Raw genomic sequence first — 14849 nt, 5'->3', positions numbered from 1 at the left:
GCTGCTGTGGAGTGTTACCGGCGCCTAGGGCATCGGCCCGACGGCTACGGGGAGGGGCAGTGACAGCAACGATGGGAGCCCGTGCCAACGAACCACCTGCGGCGTTGACCGCCAGCAGGCTGGACGCGGTGACGATCACCTTTGACGACTTCTACCACGCGCACTTCCGGAGCGTCACCACACAGCTGTGCGCGTACACGGGGGATCTGGGCCACGCGCAGGACCTGACCCAGGAGGCTTTCTGCCGGGCGTTGGCCCGCTGGGACCGCCTCGTCCGCTACGACGATCCGGTGGCCTGGGTGCGGCGGGTCGCCTGGAACCTGGCCCGCAGCCGCTGGCGCCGCCTGCGTACCGCCCGGGACCACCTCATGCGGCAGCGCCGGGTGGAGGCCGAGGTCGACGGCCCCACCCCGGACCGGGTAGCCATCGACGCGGCGCTGGCGAAGCTCCCCGCCAACCATCGGCGGGCCGTCATCCTGCACTACCTGGCCGACCTGTCGGTCAACCAGATCGCTCTTCAGGAAGGGGTGGCCGAGGGCACCGTCAAGTCCTGGCTGCACCGTGGCCGGACAGCCCTGGCCGGACTGCTCGACGAGAACACCGAGGGGGTGTCCGATGTCTGATCTCGAACCCCGACTGCGCGAGCGGTTCACCGCGTACCGCGTCGATGTCACCACCCAGGTCGCCGGTCCCGGCCCCGACCAGGCCCGGCGCACCCTGCGTCGACGTCGGCAGACGAGGGCGGTGGCCGTTGCCGCCGCAGCCGTCGTCCTGGTGCTGGCGCCGGTCGTCGCGAACGCCGCGCTCAACAGTGAGCGGAGGACACCGACCCCGGCGGAGACGGTGAGTCCGACGGACCCGCCGACGACCGGGCCGCTGCCGACGCCATCGATCACCGGGACACCGAGCGCGACACCGTCGACGGCTCCCAGCGCGCCGGACGGCCGGATCAGCCGGGCGCAACTGCTCGCCGCCCGCGTCGACCTGCCGAAATGGCCGTCGGAGACACCCGAGCGATGCACCACCTCGGACGTGCGGCTCCGGGGCGACGCGAAGCCGACCGACGTTCCATGGTTGAGCGGCGTCGCGATCAAGCACGGAGACCTCGACGGCGACGGCGCCGACGAGACGGTAGCCCTCATCGGCTGCCGTGGGTACGGCGAGACGTGGGCGAAGCAGGTAGTCGCCTTCGACCGGGATCGGGACGGCCGGATCGTGACGATGGGCCGGGTGGTACGCACCGGCGACGGCTTCGACGACATCCTCGGCACCGAGATCGCCTCCGGGGCGGTGCAGGTGCGGGTGGGCGACATCCAGCCGTGTTGCAGCACCCCCAAACACCTGGTGCGGGAGCAGGTGCGGACGTACCGGTGGACCGGGGAGGAGTTCCGCCAGACCGACGGCCCCACGAAGTTCGGCAAGGATCCCCGCCTCACCGACCTGCGGTTGACCATGACCCACGAGTTCGTCGACGCCCCGGGTGGTCGCAAGTTGACCACCGTCCTCACGGTCACCAACGCGGGGCCGGTAGACGCTCTGAAGATCCAGTTCAACGGCCTTGACGTGGGCGAGCGGGCCGGTGGTGACTGGTCCAGGTGCGAGCGGGACGCGGCGGCGGCGGATGACAACCTGTCGTGCCGGCTACCGGGGGTGCCGGCCGGTGAGTCGCGGCGCTACACATTCGTCTACCTGGTGCCCGACCGCTCGGGTGCCGACGCGAGGGCCCGGAGCTTCTTCGTCTTCCACTACGACGACCAGGGTCGGGAGTGGCCCGACCTCAAGAAGGACGACAACAGCGCGAAACTGCCCGGCCTGCTCTGAGAACGACACGACCGGTGCCCCACCCCGTTCGGGGCGGGGCACCGGCGTTTTTTCAGTCGTCCAACCCCCACGCGGGGCGTTGCAGCAGGCCGACGAACTCGACGAGCAGCCGCTCACGCAGCGCGGGGGGCGCGGCGTCGAGAAGCGTGTTCACGAGCGCCATCCGTTCCGGCAGCGGCCCGGAACCCGCCCCGCCCGCGCTAGGCCCGCCGCCCGCGCCCGGCTCGTTGCCCGCGCCTAAGCCCAGTCCGGCGGCCAGGCCGACGACCAGTTCCGGGGTCAACACCTCCGGGGTCAGGGCGCCGACCAGGGCTGCCAACTCGGCCGGCAGCCGCACCGGGCCGGCCGCCCGCGCCGCCGCCACGGCTTCGGCGAGGTCCGGGCCGAACTCGGCCACCCGGGGGGCCACAGCGGCCGTCACCGTGAGGTGCACGCTTGCCGGCAGGCCGGCGTACGACAGTTGGGGTTGGGTGTGCCAACCACGCTCGGTCAACTCGTCGACCAGGACGAACAGGTCAGGCCCGCCCTCGGTGGCGGTGAAGCAGACCACTGTGGACTCCGGCTCGGCCATCAGCCGCAGGCCGTCGACGGCGCGGACGGCGTCGGCGAGGCTGGCGACAGCGTCCCGGGTGACGGTGGCCAACCGCAGGTAGCCGGCGTCGCCGATGTGCCGCAGGGTCGCGTACGCGGCGGCGATCGGCCCGCCCGAACGGGTGGACGCGATCACCGGATTGATCATCGTGTAGCCGGGCCAGTCCGCGTACGCGAAGTACTGCGGAGCGCGTAGCGCGGCATTCCGGTGCAGCAGCACCGACACGCCCTTCGGGGCGTACGCGTACTTGTGCAGGTCCACCGAGATCGAGGTGACACCGGGTACCGCGAAGTCGAACGCCGGCACCGGCTCACCGAGGCGGCGCAGGTACGGCAGGGTCCAGCCACCGAAGCAGGCGTCGACGTGGCAGCGCACCCCGGCGTCGGCGGCCACTGCGGCGATCTCGGCGACCGGATCCACCACCCCGTGCGCGTACGACGGCGCGGAGCAGGCCACAAGCACCGTCTCCGGGCGGATCGCGGCGGCCATCGCGGCCGGATCGGGGCGCAGCGTGGCCACCGGTACCGGCACCACGTCCAGCGCCACCCGCAGGTAGTGAGCCGCCTTGGCGAACGCGGCGTGCGCGGTCGACGGCACCACGATCCGAGGTGCGGTGATCTCCGGGTGCGCGTCCCGGGCCGTCTTGACGGCGAGGATCAGCGACTCGGTGCCGCCACTGGTGACGCTGCCGACCACGTCCGGCGCTGTCGTTCCCGGCCCACCACCGAGCACCCGCCCGGCGGCGCCGACCAGCGCGTTCTCCATGGCCAGCAGGGACGGGAACGCGGTCGGGTCGAGCCCGTTGACGTGCGCGCTCTCCCGGTGCGCGGCGGCGGCCAGCTCGTCCAGCCCCGGCACGGCCGGGTCGTAGACGTAGGCGAACAACCGCCCCCCGTGCGTAGGCCGATCAGCAGAACGCAACCGACGAACCGAAGCCAAAACGTCCTCAGCAGCCACCCCGTCAGGCGACAGTGCCCCGCCCGCAACCCTGCTCTCGTCGATCATGGAGTCGTGGTGCCTTTCTTGTCATCGTTTACCGCTTTCATCCCCCACCACAACTCCATGATCGACGCCCTCGTGGGGAATGGCGGCGGCTAGGACTTCGGCAGTCAGGTTGTAGCGGCGTAGTAGCAGGAGAGGTGGGGCTATCAGTAGTGCTGGCAGGACTGTGAAGCCGAGCAGGACGCCGAGCCTCGCTGTGTCGGACTGGCTCGCCGCCGTGCCGGTGTCGGACGAGACGTAGCCGGAGAGCTGGAGCACCAGCCCGTAGATGCCGGGGCCGAGGGCCAGACCGAAGGTCTCCCCGGCGGTCCAGAGGCCCGTGAAGACGCCAGCCTGTCGCCGGCCGGTACGCGCCGTGTCGTACGCGATGCAGTCCGGCAGCATGGCCAGCGCGAACACCTGCTGACCCGCGTACCCGACGCCGATCACCGCGACCACAAGGTAGACGGCGACCGCTGGCAGCACCGGTGCGGCGACCAGGCCGAGCGCCCCCGCGGCGAGGATCAGCGCGGCGGCGACCAGCGCTGCCCGCTTGCCCACCCGGGCGCCGACGCGGGACCAGAGCGGCATCACCAGCAGCGCCGGCCCGACGAAGCAGACGAACAGCAGGGTCGGCCCGCTCCGCTCGTCGCGCAGGATCTGCCCGGCGAAGTAGTTGACCCCAGCGAGGATCGTCGCCACCCCGGCGGACTGCACAACGAAGCAGATCAGCAACGCCCGGAACGGTCGATTGGCGCCGGCCACGGCTAGCTGGGCGCGCAGTGTCGGCTCGCTCGCCCCCACCACACCGCTCGGCGCGGACCGGGTGCCGAGGAACGCGCCGACCGCGCCGACGGCGATGAGCACCGCCACGAACAGGCCCATCCACCGGTGCCCGGGTACCCCGTCGCCGCCGGCGGTCACCACAAGCGGGGCCACCGCGCCGGAGACCAGGATGGCGAGCGCCAGTACGGCGATCCGCCAGGTCATCAGCCTGGTGCGCTCGGTGTAGTCGTCGGTCATCTCGGCCGGCATCGCCACGTACGGCACCTGGAAGAAGGCGAACGCGGTGGCCGTGGCCAGGAAGGCGAGCGCCACGTACGCCACGGCGGCCGGGCCGTTGCCGAACGGTGCGGCGAAGATGCCCGCGAACAGCACGGCGAGCGCGAGGCCTGCCACGAGCAGGTACGGCCGGCGGGCGCCCCAGCGCGACCGGGTGCGGTCGGAGATCCGTCCGGCGACCGGGTTGACCAGGACATCCCACGCCTTGGGCAGCAGCACCAGCAGGGCGGCCAGGCCGGCGGCCACACCCAGTGTGTCGGTCAGGTACGGCAGCAGCAGCAGACCGGGCACGGTGCCGAACGCGCCGGTGGCAAGCGATCCGAGCGCATATCCGGCGTGCACCGGACGAGGCAGCGGACCTGCGGCGGGCGGGCTTGCGTCACCCGGCGGCTGGTTCATGAGGCCGAATGTTACTCACGTTATGGCGCGCGTCACATCCCCTCATCCGGCGACCAGCCCGCCGCCGCGATGTCCACACCTTCGCCGCGCAACGGCGCCCCCTCGGCCCGCAGCCGCGCCCGCGCCTCCCGCTCGTGCCCCGGCGGCAACCGACCGGACGAGGTCACCACACGGTGCCAGGGCACCGAGCCACCGTGCCGGGCCATGATGTTGCCCACCAGCCGGGCCGAGGCTCGCCCCGACCGCTCGGCCAGGGCGTCGGCGACCGCCCCGTACGACATCACCCGACCCTGCGGGATCCGCTCAACCAGGTCGAGCACCGCCTCGACGTACTCGTCAGGTGTCACAATCGGCCACCATATGGGAAGGCCGCCGGGCGACGCTGCCCTGACCACGCAGAATGGGCGGGTGCGTGACGCAGTCACGGCGGCCCGGCGGGTCGTCGTCAAGATCGGTTCCTCCTCGTTGACCACCGCCACGGGTGGGCTGGCCGACGAGCGCGTCGACGCGTTGGTCGACTCCCTCGGCGGGCTGGCCGCCCAGGGCCGCGAGGTGGTGCTCGTCTCCTCGGGCGCGATCGCCGCCGGCCTCGTCCCGCTCGGGCTGACCCGACGCCCGCGCGACCTGGCCACCCAGCAGGCCGCCGCCAGCGTCGGCCAGGGCCTGCTGATCGGCCGGTACGCCGCCAGTTTCGCCCGCCACGGCCTGACCGTCGGGCAGGTGCTGCTCACCGTCGACGACGTGACCCGGCGGGCGCACTACCGCAACGCGTACCGCACGCTGCGCAAGCTGCTCGACCTGCACGCCGTGCCGATCGTCAACGAGAACGACACTGTCGCCACCGACGAGATCAGGTTCGGCGACAACGACCGGCTGGCCGCGCTTGTGGCCGCGCTTGTGCACGCCGACCTGCTGGTGCTCCTCTCCGACGTGGACGCGCTCTGGACCGGCGACCCGGCCCGCCCGCAGTCGACGCGGATCGCGGAGGTCCGCGGCGACGAGGACCTCGCCGGCATCACCATCGGCGGCGCCGGCCGGTCCGGGGTCGGCACCGGCGGCATGGTGACGAAGGTCGAGGCGGCCCGGATCGCCACCGGCTTCGGCATTCCGGTGGTGCTCACCTCCGCCGACCTGGCCGGACCGGTGCTGGCCGGCGAACCGGTCGGCACGCTGTTCCATCCGCAGCGCCAGCGCCCGACGGCCCGGCTGTTCTGGCTTGCCCACGCCACCTCGCCACGCGGCCGGCTGCACCTCGACCCGGGTGCCGTGGCCGCCGTCGTCGGGCGACGCAAGTCGCTGCTGCCCGCCGGCATCACCGCCGTGGACGGCACGTTCACCGCCGGCGACCCGGTCGACCTTGTCGACACCGCTGGCGCTCCGGTCGCCCGTGGGCTGGTCAACTACGACGCGGTGGAGTTGCCCGGGCTGCTCGGTCGCTCCACCTCCGAACTCGCCGCGGCGCTCGGCCCGGCCTACGAACGGGAGGTCGTCCACCGCGACGACCTCGTACTGCTGTAAGCAAGGGCACCTTGTTAACGCCTGGCGTTGTGAAGGGGCCCCTTCCTAACACCGAGGAGTGCAGAATGAGCGTCGCCGAGCAGGCTCGACGGGCGCGGGACGCCGCCGCGACCTTGGCAGTGGCCACCCGTACCGCCAAGGACGCCGCGCTTGTCGCGATGGCCGACGCGCTTGTCGCGCGTACACCGGAGATCCTGACCGCGAACGAGGCGGACCTGGCGGCCGGACGCGACGCCGGGCTGAGCGCGGCCGTGTTGGACCGGCTCGCGCTCGACGCGGGCCGGGTGGCCGGCATCGCGGACGCGCTGCGCCAGATGGCCGCGCTGCCCGACCCGGTCGGCGAGGTGGTCCGGGGCTCGACACTGCCCAACGGCTTGGAGCTGCGCCAGATCCGGGTGCCGTTCGGGGTGGTCGGCATCATCTACGAGGCGCGCCCCAACGTCACGGTGGACGCCGCCGGGATCTGCCTGAAGTCCGGCAACGCCGCCCTTCTGCGCGGGTCGTCCTCGGCCGCACACTCAAACGCCGCGCTGGTCGCGGTGCTGCGGAACGCCGTCGCCGAGGCAGGGCTGCCCGCCGACGCGGTGCAGCTGCTCGACGCCAGCTCCCGCGAGTCGGTAAAGGAGCTGATGCGCGCCCGAGGGCTCGTCGACGTGTTGATCCCGCGCGGTGGCGCGTCGCTGATCCGCACTGTGGTCGAGGAGTCGACCGTGCCGGTGATCGAGACCGGGGTGGGCAACTGTCACGTCTACGTCGACGCCGCAGCGGACGTCTCGCAGGCCGTGGCCGTGACGCTGAACGCCAAGACCCAGCGGCTGTCCACCTGCAACACCGCCGAGTCGCTGCTGGTGCACGCCGACGTCGCCGACGCGTTCCTGCCGCCGATGCTCGCCGCGTTCGCCGAGGCCGGGGTGACGGTGCACGGCTCCCCCGAGGTAGCCGCGTACTCCCCGGCGGTGGTCCCGGCCACCGAGGAGGACTACACCACCGAATACCTGTCGGCCGACATCTCCGTCGCGGTGGTCGACTCGCTGGACGCGGCGGTCGCGCACATCCGCACGTACGGCACCGGGCACACCGAGGCGATCCTCACCGACTCGGCGAACGCCGCCCGCGACTTCGTGGCCCGTGTCGACGCGGCGGCGGTGATGGTGAACGCCTCCACCCGGTTCACCGACGGGGGCGAGTTCGGCTTCGGCGCGGAGATCGGCATCTCGACGCAGAAGCTGCACGCCCGTGGCCCGATGGGGCTGCCGGAGCTGACAAGCACCAAGTACGTCGTCACCGGCAACGGCCACCTGCGCTGACGCGGCGGCTCAACCGGCGGTCTCGGCCAGCCCCGGCGGCGCGGTCTCCTGCCAAACGGGCGGCACGGCAGCCTGGCGGGCCGGCGGCACCGCAGCCGGGCGGACGGGCGGCACGCCTGTCTGATGGACAGGCGGCACCGCAGCCGGGCGGGCCGGTGGCCTGGCCTCCGGACGGACGGGTGGCCCGCCGGCCTGGAGGGCGGGCCGCTTCTGGCCGGGCACCGTCGCCGGACGGCAGGCCCGGATCGCCGACAGCGTCGAGTGCACGTCGAACTGGTGGCCGTCCTCGCTCTCCCAACCGCCGTCGCTGCGCTGGGTCTCGGCCAGTCGCCGCAGGGCGCGGACCATGATCCAGTCCTGGAGGTCGATGCCGACCCGGCGCAGCGTGGCCGCCAGCCAGGCGACGTCGCCCGGGGACATCTTCGGCATCCGTTCGGCGAGCACCACCTGGATCCGCGCGGACTCCTGGAACATGTCCTGCCGGTGCAGGACGGCAGCGCTCAGCCACCCGGCGGCGAGGAACGACGGCCAACTGCCGTCCGGTCGCAGCCGCGCGGCGATCGAGTGGGCCGCCGCCTGCACCACCCCGGCGTACGCCCCGCCGACGCGGTGATCGAGCGGGCCGGAGGCTCGGGCGTCCAGGCCGGCGACAGTGAGCCAGAACCCGGCGTTGCTGGTGAGGAAGAGCTTGGCCTCCGGGTCGCCGGGGCGGGCCCACTCCGGCGCCGAACCGGCAAGCGAGGCGTCCTCGTCCCAGCCGCCGTCGGCCTGCTGCCGGGACGCCAGCCAGTCGAGGGCGCGGCGTGCGGCGGGGCGGGCGAGCGCGCCCAGGTCGTCCAACTCGGCGAGCCGGAAGCAGGTGGCGTCGACTGAGGCGATCTCGCCGCCCCACGTCGCGGGCCATCCGCCGTCGGGCGACTGGCCGATCTCAGCGGTGTCCAACACCTCCGGAGGCGGGGGTGTGCCGTTGCGCAGCCAGGAGAGGCGGGCACGCTCCACCGCATCCCCATGCGCCACGACGAACCCGATCGCGGCATTCAAGTCGACCACGGCAGAGACGCTACCTGCGCAGACGTGATACCGCCTCGGGGAATCGGCCAGGCCGGTATGGCTGCGACGCTCCGGTCACAGGGCTGCTCGGAGCGCTTTCGCGTCGATTTGCCGCACTGTCGACGGGCTTGCCGTGCGGGCGCTCGTCGTACCGGGGGCGGCTCGGGGCGCGGCGTGCACCGCAGCCCCGAGCCGGCCGGTCAGTACGCGGGCAGCGACGGGTCGATCTGCTTGATCCAGGACAGCACGCCACCCTGCACGTGCACGGCGTCACGGAACCCGGCCGCCTTGAGCGCGGCGAGAGCCTCCGCCGAGCGGACACCGGACTTGCAGTGCAGCACGACCTGCCGGTCCTGCGGCAGCTTCGCGAGGGCCTCACCGGAGAGGATCTCGCCCTTGGGGATCAGGGTGGAGCCGGGGATCCGGACGATCTCGTACTCGGCCGGCTCGCGCACGTCGACGAGGAAGATGTCCTTGCCGGCGTCCTGCCACTCCTTGAGCTCCAGGGCGGTGATCGTCGAGTCGAGGGTGGCCTCCTGGGCCTCCTCGGAGACCGCGCCGCAGAAGTCCTCGTAGTCCTCCAGCAGGTCGGTGACCGTCGGGTTCTCGCCGCAGAGCACGCAGTTCGGGTCCTTGCGGACCTTGATCTTGCGGTACTCCATCTCCAGGGCGTCGTAGACCATCAGGCGGCCGACAAGCGGCTCGCCGACGCCGGCGAGCAGCTTGATCGCCTCGTTTACCTGGATCGACCCGATCGACGCGCAGAGCACCCCGAGCACGCCGCCCTCGGCGCAGGACGGGACCATGCCCGGCGGCGGGGGCTCCGGGTAGAGGCACCGGTAGCAGGGGCCGTGCTCGGCCCAGAACACCGACGCCTGGCCGTCGAACCGGTAGATCGAGCCCCAGACGTACGGCTTGCCGAGCAGCACCGCCGCGTCGTTGACCATGTAACGGGTGGCGAAGTTGTCGGTGCCGTCCACGATCAGGTCGTACTGGGCGAAGATCTCGCGGACGTTCTCCCGGTCCAGGGCGGTGTTGTGGATCTCCACGTTGACCAGCGGGTTGATCTCGCGGATCGACGCGGCGGCGGACTCGGCCTTGGACCGGCCGATGTCGGACACGCCGTGGATGATCTGACGCTGGAGGTTCGACTCGTCGACGGTGTCGAAGTCGATGATGCCGAGGGTGCCGACACCCGCGGCAGCGAGGTACATGAGGGCGGGCGAGCCGAGGCCACCGGCGCCGACACAGAGCACCCGGGCGTTCTTCAGCCGCTTCTGCCCGGTCACCCCGACGTCCGGGATGATCAGATGGCGTGAGTAGCGGCGGATCTCGTCAACGGTCAGCTCGGCGGCGGGTTCGACGAGCGGGGGCAACGGCACGGTGGACTCCCCGGGATCGGCGGTGCGAACCGCGCCATTGTTGCTCGCCGGAGCCCGTGTCGGCCATGAGGGAGGACACTGGCCCGCGATGCGGGAGCGGGAATAACGACGACCGGGGTCGATCAGGGCACGATGTCGCCCGAATAGCGGCGGCCGTCCAGGTACGGCCAGGCGTTCGCCACACAGCCCTGCAGCCCGTACGTCTGCTGCTGCATCACCGGCGCGGGCTCCCCCGGGCCGGGGCACGCCTCGTGCTCCTCACCGAACTCGTGGCCGACCTCGTGGTTGATCACATATGTGCGATACGCCTCCAGCGGTGCCCCGTAGTCAGGCACCGCCTCCTGCCAGCGGGCGAGGTTGATGATGACCTGGCCCGGCAGCCGACAGGACGTGTAGCGCTCGGTGGTCAACCCGCCCTCGGCGCACATCCGCTCGGAGGTGACAGGCGTGGCCAGGTAGATGGTGAAGTCGGCGGCTCCGGCGTCGGCGACCCGCTGGATCCGCAGCTCACCGGAGGCGATCCAGCTGCGTGGGTCGGTGAGCACCGCGTCCACCCGGGCGGCGAACGTAGCGGCGTCCTGGCCGGTCCCGCGCTCCACGACCACCCGGTAGCGGCGCAACGGCCCGTCCTCGCCGTGCACGGGGGTCTCACCGTCGGCGGCTGTGAACCGGCCCGCGCCGACCGACGGATACCCGGTGGGCTCCGGGTGGGCGCCCAGCCCGCCGCCGTGCCCCATCCCGCCCTGGGTGGTGGCCGGCGCCTCGACCGGGTCTTCACCGCCGCGGCTCACTGTCACGCCGATGGCGGTGGCGAGCAGGAGTACGCCGAGCAGCAGGCTGCGGCGTCGCCGCCGTCGCATCCGGACGAGCGTGGGACGCGCGCCCTCGTACGCCGGCTGGTCCGCTGGGTCGTGCGGCTCGGGCGGGCCGTAAGGGGCAGACGGCATCATGGTGTCAGCCTGCCAGATTATTCGGGCATATCTCCGCTTTTGCCGCTATTTACGCAAGACGACCTGAAGGCGGCGAACCCGGTCGGCCTATCGGAGCAGCAGCTCAGAGCGGAGGGCCGGAGTAGCGCCGACCGTTCAGGTACGGCCACGGGTTGGCGCGGCACCCCTTGAGGAAAATGGTCTGCTGCATCATCACCGGCGCCGGCCGGCCCGCACCCGGGCAGCGCTCATGCCGGTGCCCGAGCTGGTGGCCCACCTCGTGATTGACCACGTACGTCCGGTAGACCGAGAGCGGCACACCAGCCGACACGAAGTGCGGCACGGACAGCCGCCACCGATCCAAATTGATGATCACCTGACCGGCCGCACGGCACGACGTGTACGGCCGCCCGCCGATGGAGATGTTCACCCCACCGGCGGCACACATCCGACCCGCAGTACGGGCGGTAGCCAGGTAGACGGTGAAGTCCCGGGGCCTGTCCCCCGGCACCTGCCGCAACCGCAGCCGACCGCTGTCGACCCAGCTGCCCGGCCCGGCCAACGCCGTCTCGACCGCCTGCCCAAACGCGGCGACGTCCTCGTTGCTGCCCGCCTCGACCGCCACCCGGTAGTTGCGCAGCACACCCGCACGGCCCAACACGGGACCGGTGCGGTCGTCGTAGCCGAACCGGCCGGTGCCCGCTGTCGGCACCGGCCCGGGCATCCGCAGCACCGGCGCCGGGCTCGACGGAGTCACCGCCGTCACGGACGGGGACGGCTCGACAGACGGTGGCAACGGCCCGGCCACGAGCGGCGGCGGGCCGACCTCCTCGGCGGACAACTGGTCGGGCTTGCGGCCCGGCCCCTCGGCGACGACTGTCACCGCCGCGACGACAGCCACCACCACCGCCACCAGCTGGGCGATCAACGCGAAGCGCCGGCGACGGCGAGCAGACGTGGGCATCCGGCTCAGCCTGCCAGATCAGACCTCCGCCCGGACTCCTCCGTTTCGGCGAGCAGACCGACCACCGCGCGGGCGACCAGCCGGGGCACCTCCAACTGCGCCACGTGACCGACCCCGTCAAGCATCAGCAGCCGACTGTCCGGGATGACACGGGCGGTCTGCGGCGCGACACGTACGTCGACAAGGCGATCCGCCCGGCCACCCACAATGAGCGCCGGCGCGCGTACCGACGCGGCGAGCCGCCACAGCGAACCCGGCCCCGGCAGGTACGACCGCAGGAAGCTCGACACCAGACCCCGGAACGTCCGGACGTACGCGGCCGCGTAGTGCGCCGCCTCGTAACGCACCCGGATCTCCTCCAACGCCTCGGCGCGGCGCTGCGCACCGATACGGCTCAGGTCGGCGACACACGCCTCCAGCACCTGCTGGGCCATGATCTCGGGCGCGAGCTGGGTGAGGTACCGGGCGACCAGCCGCTCGCCGCCGGGAATCGCCAGCACCGGCAGCATCCGACCCTGCAACGAGCGCCGGAAGTCCAGGAACGGCAACGCCGGAGAGATCAGCGTGAGGGTACGGACCAGGTCGGGTCGGAGCCCGGCCACCTGCACCGCGATCGCGCCGCCCAGCGAATTGCCGAACAGGTGGACCGGCCCCCGGTCGGAGTGCTCGATCCATCTGATGACCAGGTCCGCGAAGGCCGGAATCGTGTAGCGGCGACCCGGCTCACTACGGCCGAAACCCGGCAGGTCGATGGCCTGACCGTCCAACCGGTCGGCCAGCAGCCCGGCCAGGTCCGTCCAGTTCTGCGACGAGCCTCCCAGCCCGTGCACGTACAGCGCCGGCTCCGCACCGGCGGACGTGGCGGGGGTGTCCCGGACGTACAACGCCGAACCGCCGAAGCGGACCTCCCGGCCCGGCCACGGCGGCGGAAGGTCGGCCTCGGGAAGGAGATGGTCCGGCCAGAGGGTCGCGCGCTTCATACCTCCAGTCTGCCCCGGACCGTTCAGGACAGCAGCGCCTCCAGCCGACGGTTGACCGCCGCGAGCGTGGCCCGTACCACCGCCTGCCGGGGGTCGCCTGCCACAAGGGCCGAGCCGGCGAGCTGCTCGACCCAACCGTCGCAGACCAGCAGCACCACAACGGTTGCCACCTCGCAGTTGCCGAACGGCACCACTGCGGCGTGCTCGACGAAACAGCGCCCACGCTCAGCGTTCTCGGCGCCGCTCAGCAACTCGTCCACGGCGGCGCCCGCAGCCACCGCGCAGAGACGCAGCACGTAGCCGTCGACCGCCGGACCGGTGGCGTACCCGGCGGCGCTGTCGTCGCCGGCCAGCAGCCGGACCTCCACATTGGCGTCCAGGCCGAAGGTGCTGACCTGCACATGGTCGATGACCACCCGCGGCCCCGGCGTACCGCCGGTGTCCAGCGGGCGGGAGGGCGCCGACTCCGTCGTGGTCACCTGACCACCGGAGTACGACGTACCCACCGTCGCCGGACTGCCGGTGGCTGCTCCGGTGGGCGCGGACGAGACCGAGCCGGGCTCCTCGACTGTGGCGCGGCCCCGGTGCGGGGCGGCTGCCCGCCGTCGACGCGCGGCGTCCGGGCCGGACCACCGCTCCGGTGCCGCAGGCGTGGCCTCGACCCTGCTCCCCGTTGGGCGACCGGCCGCCGCCTCGGTGGCCGGTCGCGCCTGCGCGAGGGTGTCGCGCGGCTCGATGCCAGTGGGTTCGACGGCACGCGGGTCGGCCGCACGGCGGCGGACCGGTGGCGGCGGGGCGGTTGGCAGGCCTGGCACGTTCTGTGGGGCGGCGGCAAGCCCCATCCGATCCTGGAGCAGCCGTGCGACCTGCCGACTCACCTCGGCCGGGTCGGCTCCGTCAGCCAGGTCCAGTCGCAGGCTGTGCGCGCCCGCCGGGGTACGGCGCAGCGCGGCATCGCGGACGCCGGCCACCTCCCGTACGGCGTCCAGGATGGCGTTGACGTCGAACCCTTCGGGACGCTCCCGCAGCGGTGCGGGCTCGTCGTCGCGTCGCAGGTGGGTGGCGATACGGGCGAGTTCGGGAGTTTCGGCAGGTGGTTCCACGGCTGGCGGCTCCGGCACGACGGGCACGTCCGGTTCCGCGGGGACGCGCTGCGGCAGCACCGCGGTGTCCGGCAATCGGCCGCTGCCGGAATCGGCCGGCGACGCCAGGTCGGGGGCGGATCGGCGAGCGGCGTAAGGAGGGACGGACGTGGATGAGGGCCGGTCGTGACGCCCGGACCCACTGTTGGCAGAGGCCGGAACGGCACCGGCCGAGGGCTGCGGGCCGGCGGACGGACCGGTCGCCGGGAAAGCGGTGCGGGACGACTCGGCGGAAGGCGGACCGGACGGCTCGGGCGGCTCCGGCCTGAGCCGGAACGGTGCGACCGGGCGTGCCTCCGGCCGGAGCGGCCCGGCCGACTCCCCCGCGTCGCTCGCGCGGGGTGCGCCGGGCAGACGGGCAGCCGGCCAGGACGGCCGATCGGTCGAGGTCGTTGGTAGACGCCCCTCGGACCAGTCAGGCCGGTCGGTGCCTGCGCTCGCCGGGGTCGTCGGCGCTCCGCCGGCCCAGGAGGGGCGCTCCGCCGGTGGTACGGGTTCCCCCAGCGGCGGAGTCGCCGGCGGTGCGATCGGTGGTGGTGGCGCGTCGGTAAGCGTCGGCGGTGGGCCGGCGGGCGCAGACGGCAGGTCGGCCGGCGTTCGGTTGCCGGTCCGCACGGGGCCGTCGGTCCGCACGGGGCCGTCGGTCCGCACCAGGCTGTCGGCTTGCGGTGCGATGTCGGTTCGCGCTGGACCGTCGGTCGGCGCTGGGCCGTCGGTTCGCG

Annotated in this window: 12 protein-coding genes and 1 pseudogene; 4 read left to right on the top strand and 9 right to left on the bottom strand. The window is 72.6% G+C overall.

The features are described from left to right. Positions 1–71 precede the first annotated feature (71 nt). Positions 72–623: a SigE family RNA polymerase sigma factor gene (locus F4558_RS29855; protein ID WP_053654039.1), complete on the top strand. Its 552-nt coding sequence runs from the start codon at positions 72–74 to the stop codon at positions 621–623. After that, the gene (locus F4558_RS29850; RefSeq protein ID WP_167946961.1) at positions 616–1821 is read left to right on the top strand and encodes a hypothetical protein; all 1206 of its coding nucleotides are present in this window, start codon (positions 616–618) and stop codon (positions 1819–1821) included. Before F4558_RS29855 ends, F4558_RS29850 begins: the two co-directional genes overlap by 8 nt. 52 nt (positions 1822–1873) lie before the next feature. On the opposite strand, the gene F4558_RS29845 is transcribed toward F4558_RS29850, so the two are convergent. The 3 genes from F4558_RS29845 to F4558_RS29835 are packed head-to-tail and all read right to left on the bottom strand — an operon-like array spanning position 1874 to position 5202. Beyond that, positions 1874–3418: a pyridoxal phosphate-dependent decarboxylase family protein gene (locus F4558_RS29845; RefSeq protein WP_167946959.1), complete on the bottom strand. Its 1545-nt coding sequence runs from the start codon at positions 3416–3418 to the stop codon at positions 1874–1876. A gap of 21 nt (positions 3419–3439) precedes the next feature. Continuing rightward, complete coding sequence (locus tag F4558_RS29840; protein ID WP_053654045.1) at positions 3440–4855, bottom strand: MFS transporter; 1416 nt, start codon at positions 4853–4855, stop codon at positions 3440–3442. 32 nt (positions 4856–4887) lie between these two features. Further along, a complete protein-coding gene (locus F4558_RS29835) occupies positions 4888–5202 on the bottom strand; it encodes an MGMT family protein (RefSeq protein ID WP_167946957.1) in 315 nt (104 codons plus the stop codon). A gap of 61 nt (positions 5203–5263) precedes the next feature. On the opposite strand from F4558_RS29835, the gene proB reads away from it, so the two are divergent. Together proB and F4558_RS29825 are read left to right on the top strand one after the other, a co-directional pair. Then, entirely contained in the window at positions 5264–6373 is a 1110-nt protein-coding gene (proB, locus tag F4558_RS29830) for a glutamate 5-kinase (RefSeq protein ID WP_197281484.1), read from the top strand. A 29-nt stretch (positions 6374–6402) separates the two neighbouring features. After that, entirely contained in the window at positions 6403–7680 is a 1278-nt protein-coding gene (locus F4558_RS29825) for a glutamate-5-semialdehyde dehydrogenase (protein WP_312877416.1), read from the top strand. A gap of 9 nt (positions 7681–7689) precedes the next feature. Here the strand turns inward: F4558_RS29825 and F4558_RS29820 are convergent, their stop codons facing one another. From F4558_RS29820 to F4558_RS29795, 6 genes and pseudogenes are all read right to left on the bottom strand, one after another. Further along, positions 7690–8730: a prenyltransferase/squalene oxidase repeat-containing protein gene (locus F4558_RS29820; RefSeq protein WP_369814777.1), complete on the bottom strand. Its 1041-nt coding sequence runs from the start codon at positions 8728–8730 to the stop codon at positions 7690–7692. Between the two features lie 200 nt (positions 8731–8930). After that, positions 8931–10112 carry an adenylyltransferase/sulfurtransferase MoeZ gene (gene moeZ, locus F4558_RS29815; protein WP_167946953.1) on the bottom strand — a complete coding sequence of 394 codons (1182 nt, stop codon included), beginning with the start codon at positions 10110–10112 and terminating at the stop codon, positions 8931–8933. A 122-nt stretch (positions 10113–10234) separates the two neighbouring features. Then, on the bottom strand, positions 10235–11062 hold the full coding sequence (locus F4558_RS29810; protein ID WP_167946951.1) for a DUF3152 domain-containing protein: 828 nt from the start codon (positions 11060–11062) through the stop codon (positions 10235–10237). 103 nt (positions 11063–11165) lie between these two features. Continuing rightward, positions 11166–12005: a DUF3152 domain-containing protein gene (locus tag F4558_RS29805; RefSeq protein WP_053654056.1), complete on the bottom strand. Its 840-nt coding sequence runs from the start codon at positions 12003–12005 to the stop codon at positions 11166–11168. A 5-nt stretch (positions 12006–12010) separates the two neighbouring features. Next, positions 12011–12985 carry an alpha/beta fold hydrolase gene (locus tag F4558_RS29800; RefSeq protein WP_167946949.1) on the bottom strand — a complete coding sequence of 325 codons (975 nt, stop codon included), beginning with the start codon at positions 12983–12985 and terminating at the stop codon, positions 12011–12013. A 23-nt stretch (positions 12986–13008) separates the two neighbouring features. Beyond that, positions 13009–14706: pseudogene (locus tag F4558_RS29795) on the bottom strand (hypothetical protein); the annotation flags it as partial. Between the last annotated feature and the right edge of the window lie 143 nt (positions 14707–14849).

This window comes from Micromonospora profundi (assembly GCF_011927785.1).
In the GTDB taxonomy this organism is placed as follows: domain Bacteria; phylum Actinomycetota; class Actinomycetes; order Mycobacteriales; family Micromonosporaceae; genus Micromonospora; species Micromonospora profundi.
The sequence above is the reverse complement of the archived record's forward strand: the minus strand, read 5'-3'. Positions and strand labels throughout refer to the sequence as shown.

What these genes read in the sequence shown, in the direction of transcription:
- F4558_RS29810 (WP_167946951.1), bottom strand. Translation starts at nt 11,062, where the DNA reads ATGATGCCGTCTGCCCCTTACGGCCCGCCCGAGCCGCACGACCCAGCG.
- F4558_RS29850 (WP_167946961.1), top strand. Translation starts at nt 616, where the DNA reads ATGTCTGATCTCGAACCCCGACTGCGCGAGCGGTTCACCGCGTACCGC.
- F4558_RS29840 (WP_053654045.1), bottom strand. Translation starts at nt 4,855, where the DNA reads ATGAACCAGCCGCCGGGTGACGCAAGCCCGCCCGCCGCAGGTCCGCTG.
- F4558_RS29800 (WP_167946949.1), bottom strand. Translation starts at nt 12,985, where the DNA reads ATGAAGCGCGCGACCCTCTGGCCGGACCATCTCCTTCCCGAGGCCGAC.
- F4558_RS29855 (WP_053654039.1), top strand. Translation starts at nt 72, where the DNA reads ATGGGAGCCCGTGCCAACGAACCACCTGCGGCGTTGACCGCCAGCAGG.
- F4558_RS29805 (WP_053654056.1), bottom strand. Translation starts at nt 12,005, where the DNA reads ATGCCCACGTCTGCTCGCCGTCGCCGGCGCTTCGCGTTGATCGCCCAG.
- F4558_RS29845 (WP_167946959.1), bottom strand. Translation starts at nt 3,418, where the DNA reads ATGATCGACGAGAGCAGGGTTGCGGGCGGGGCACTGTCGCCTGACGGG.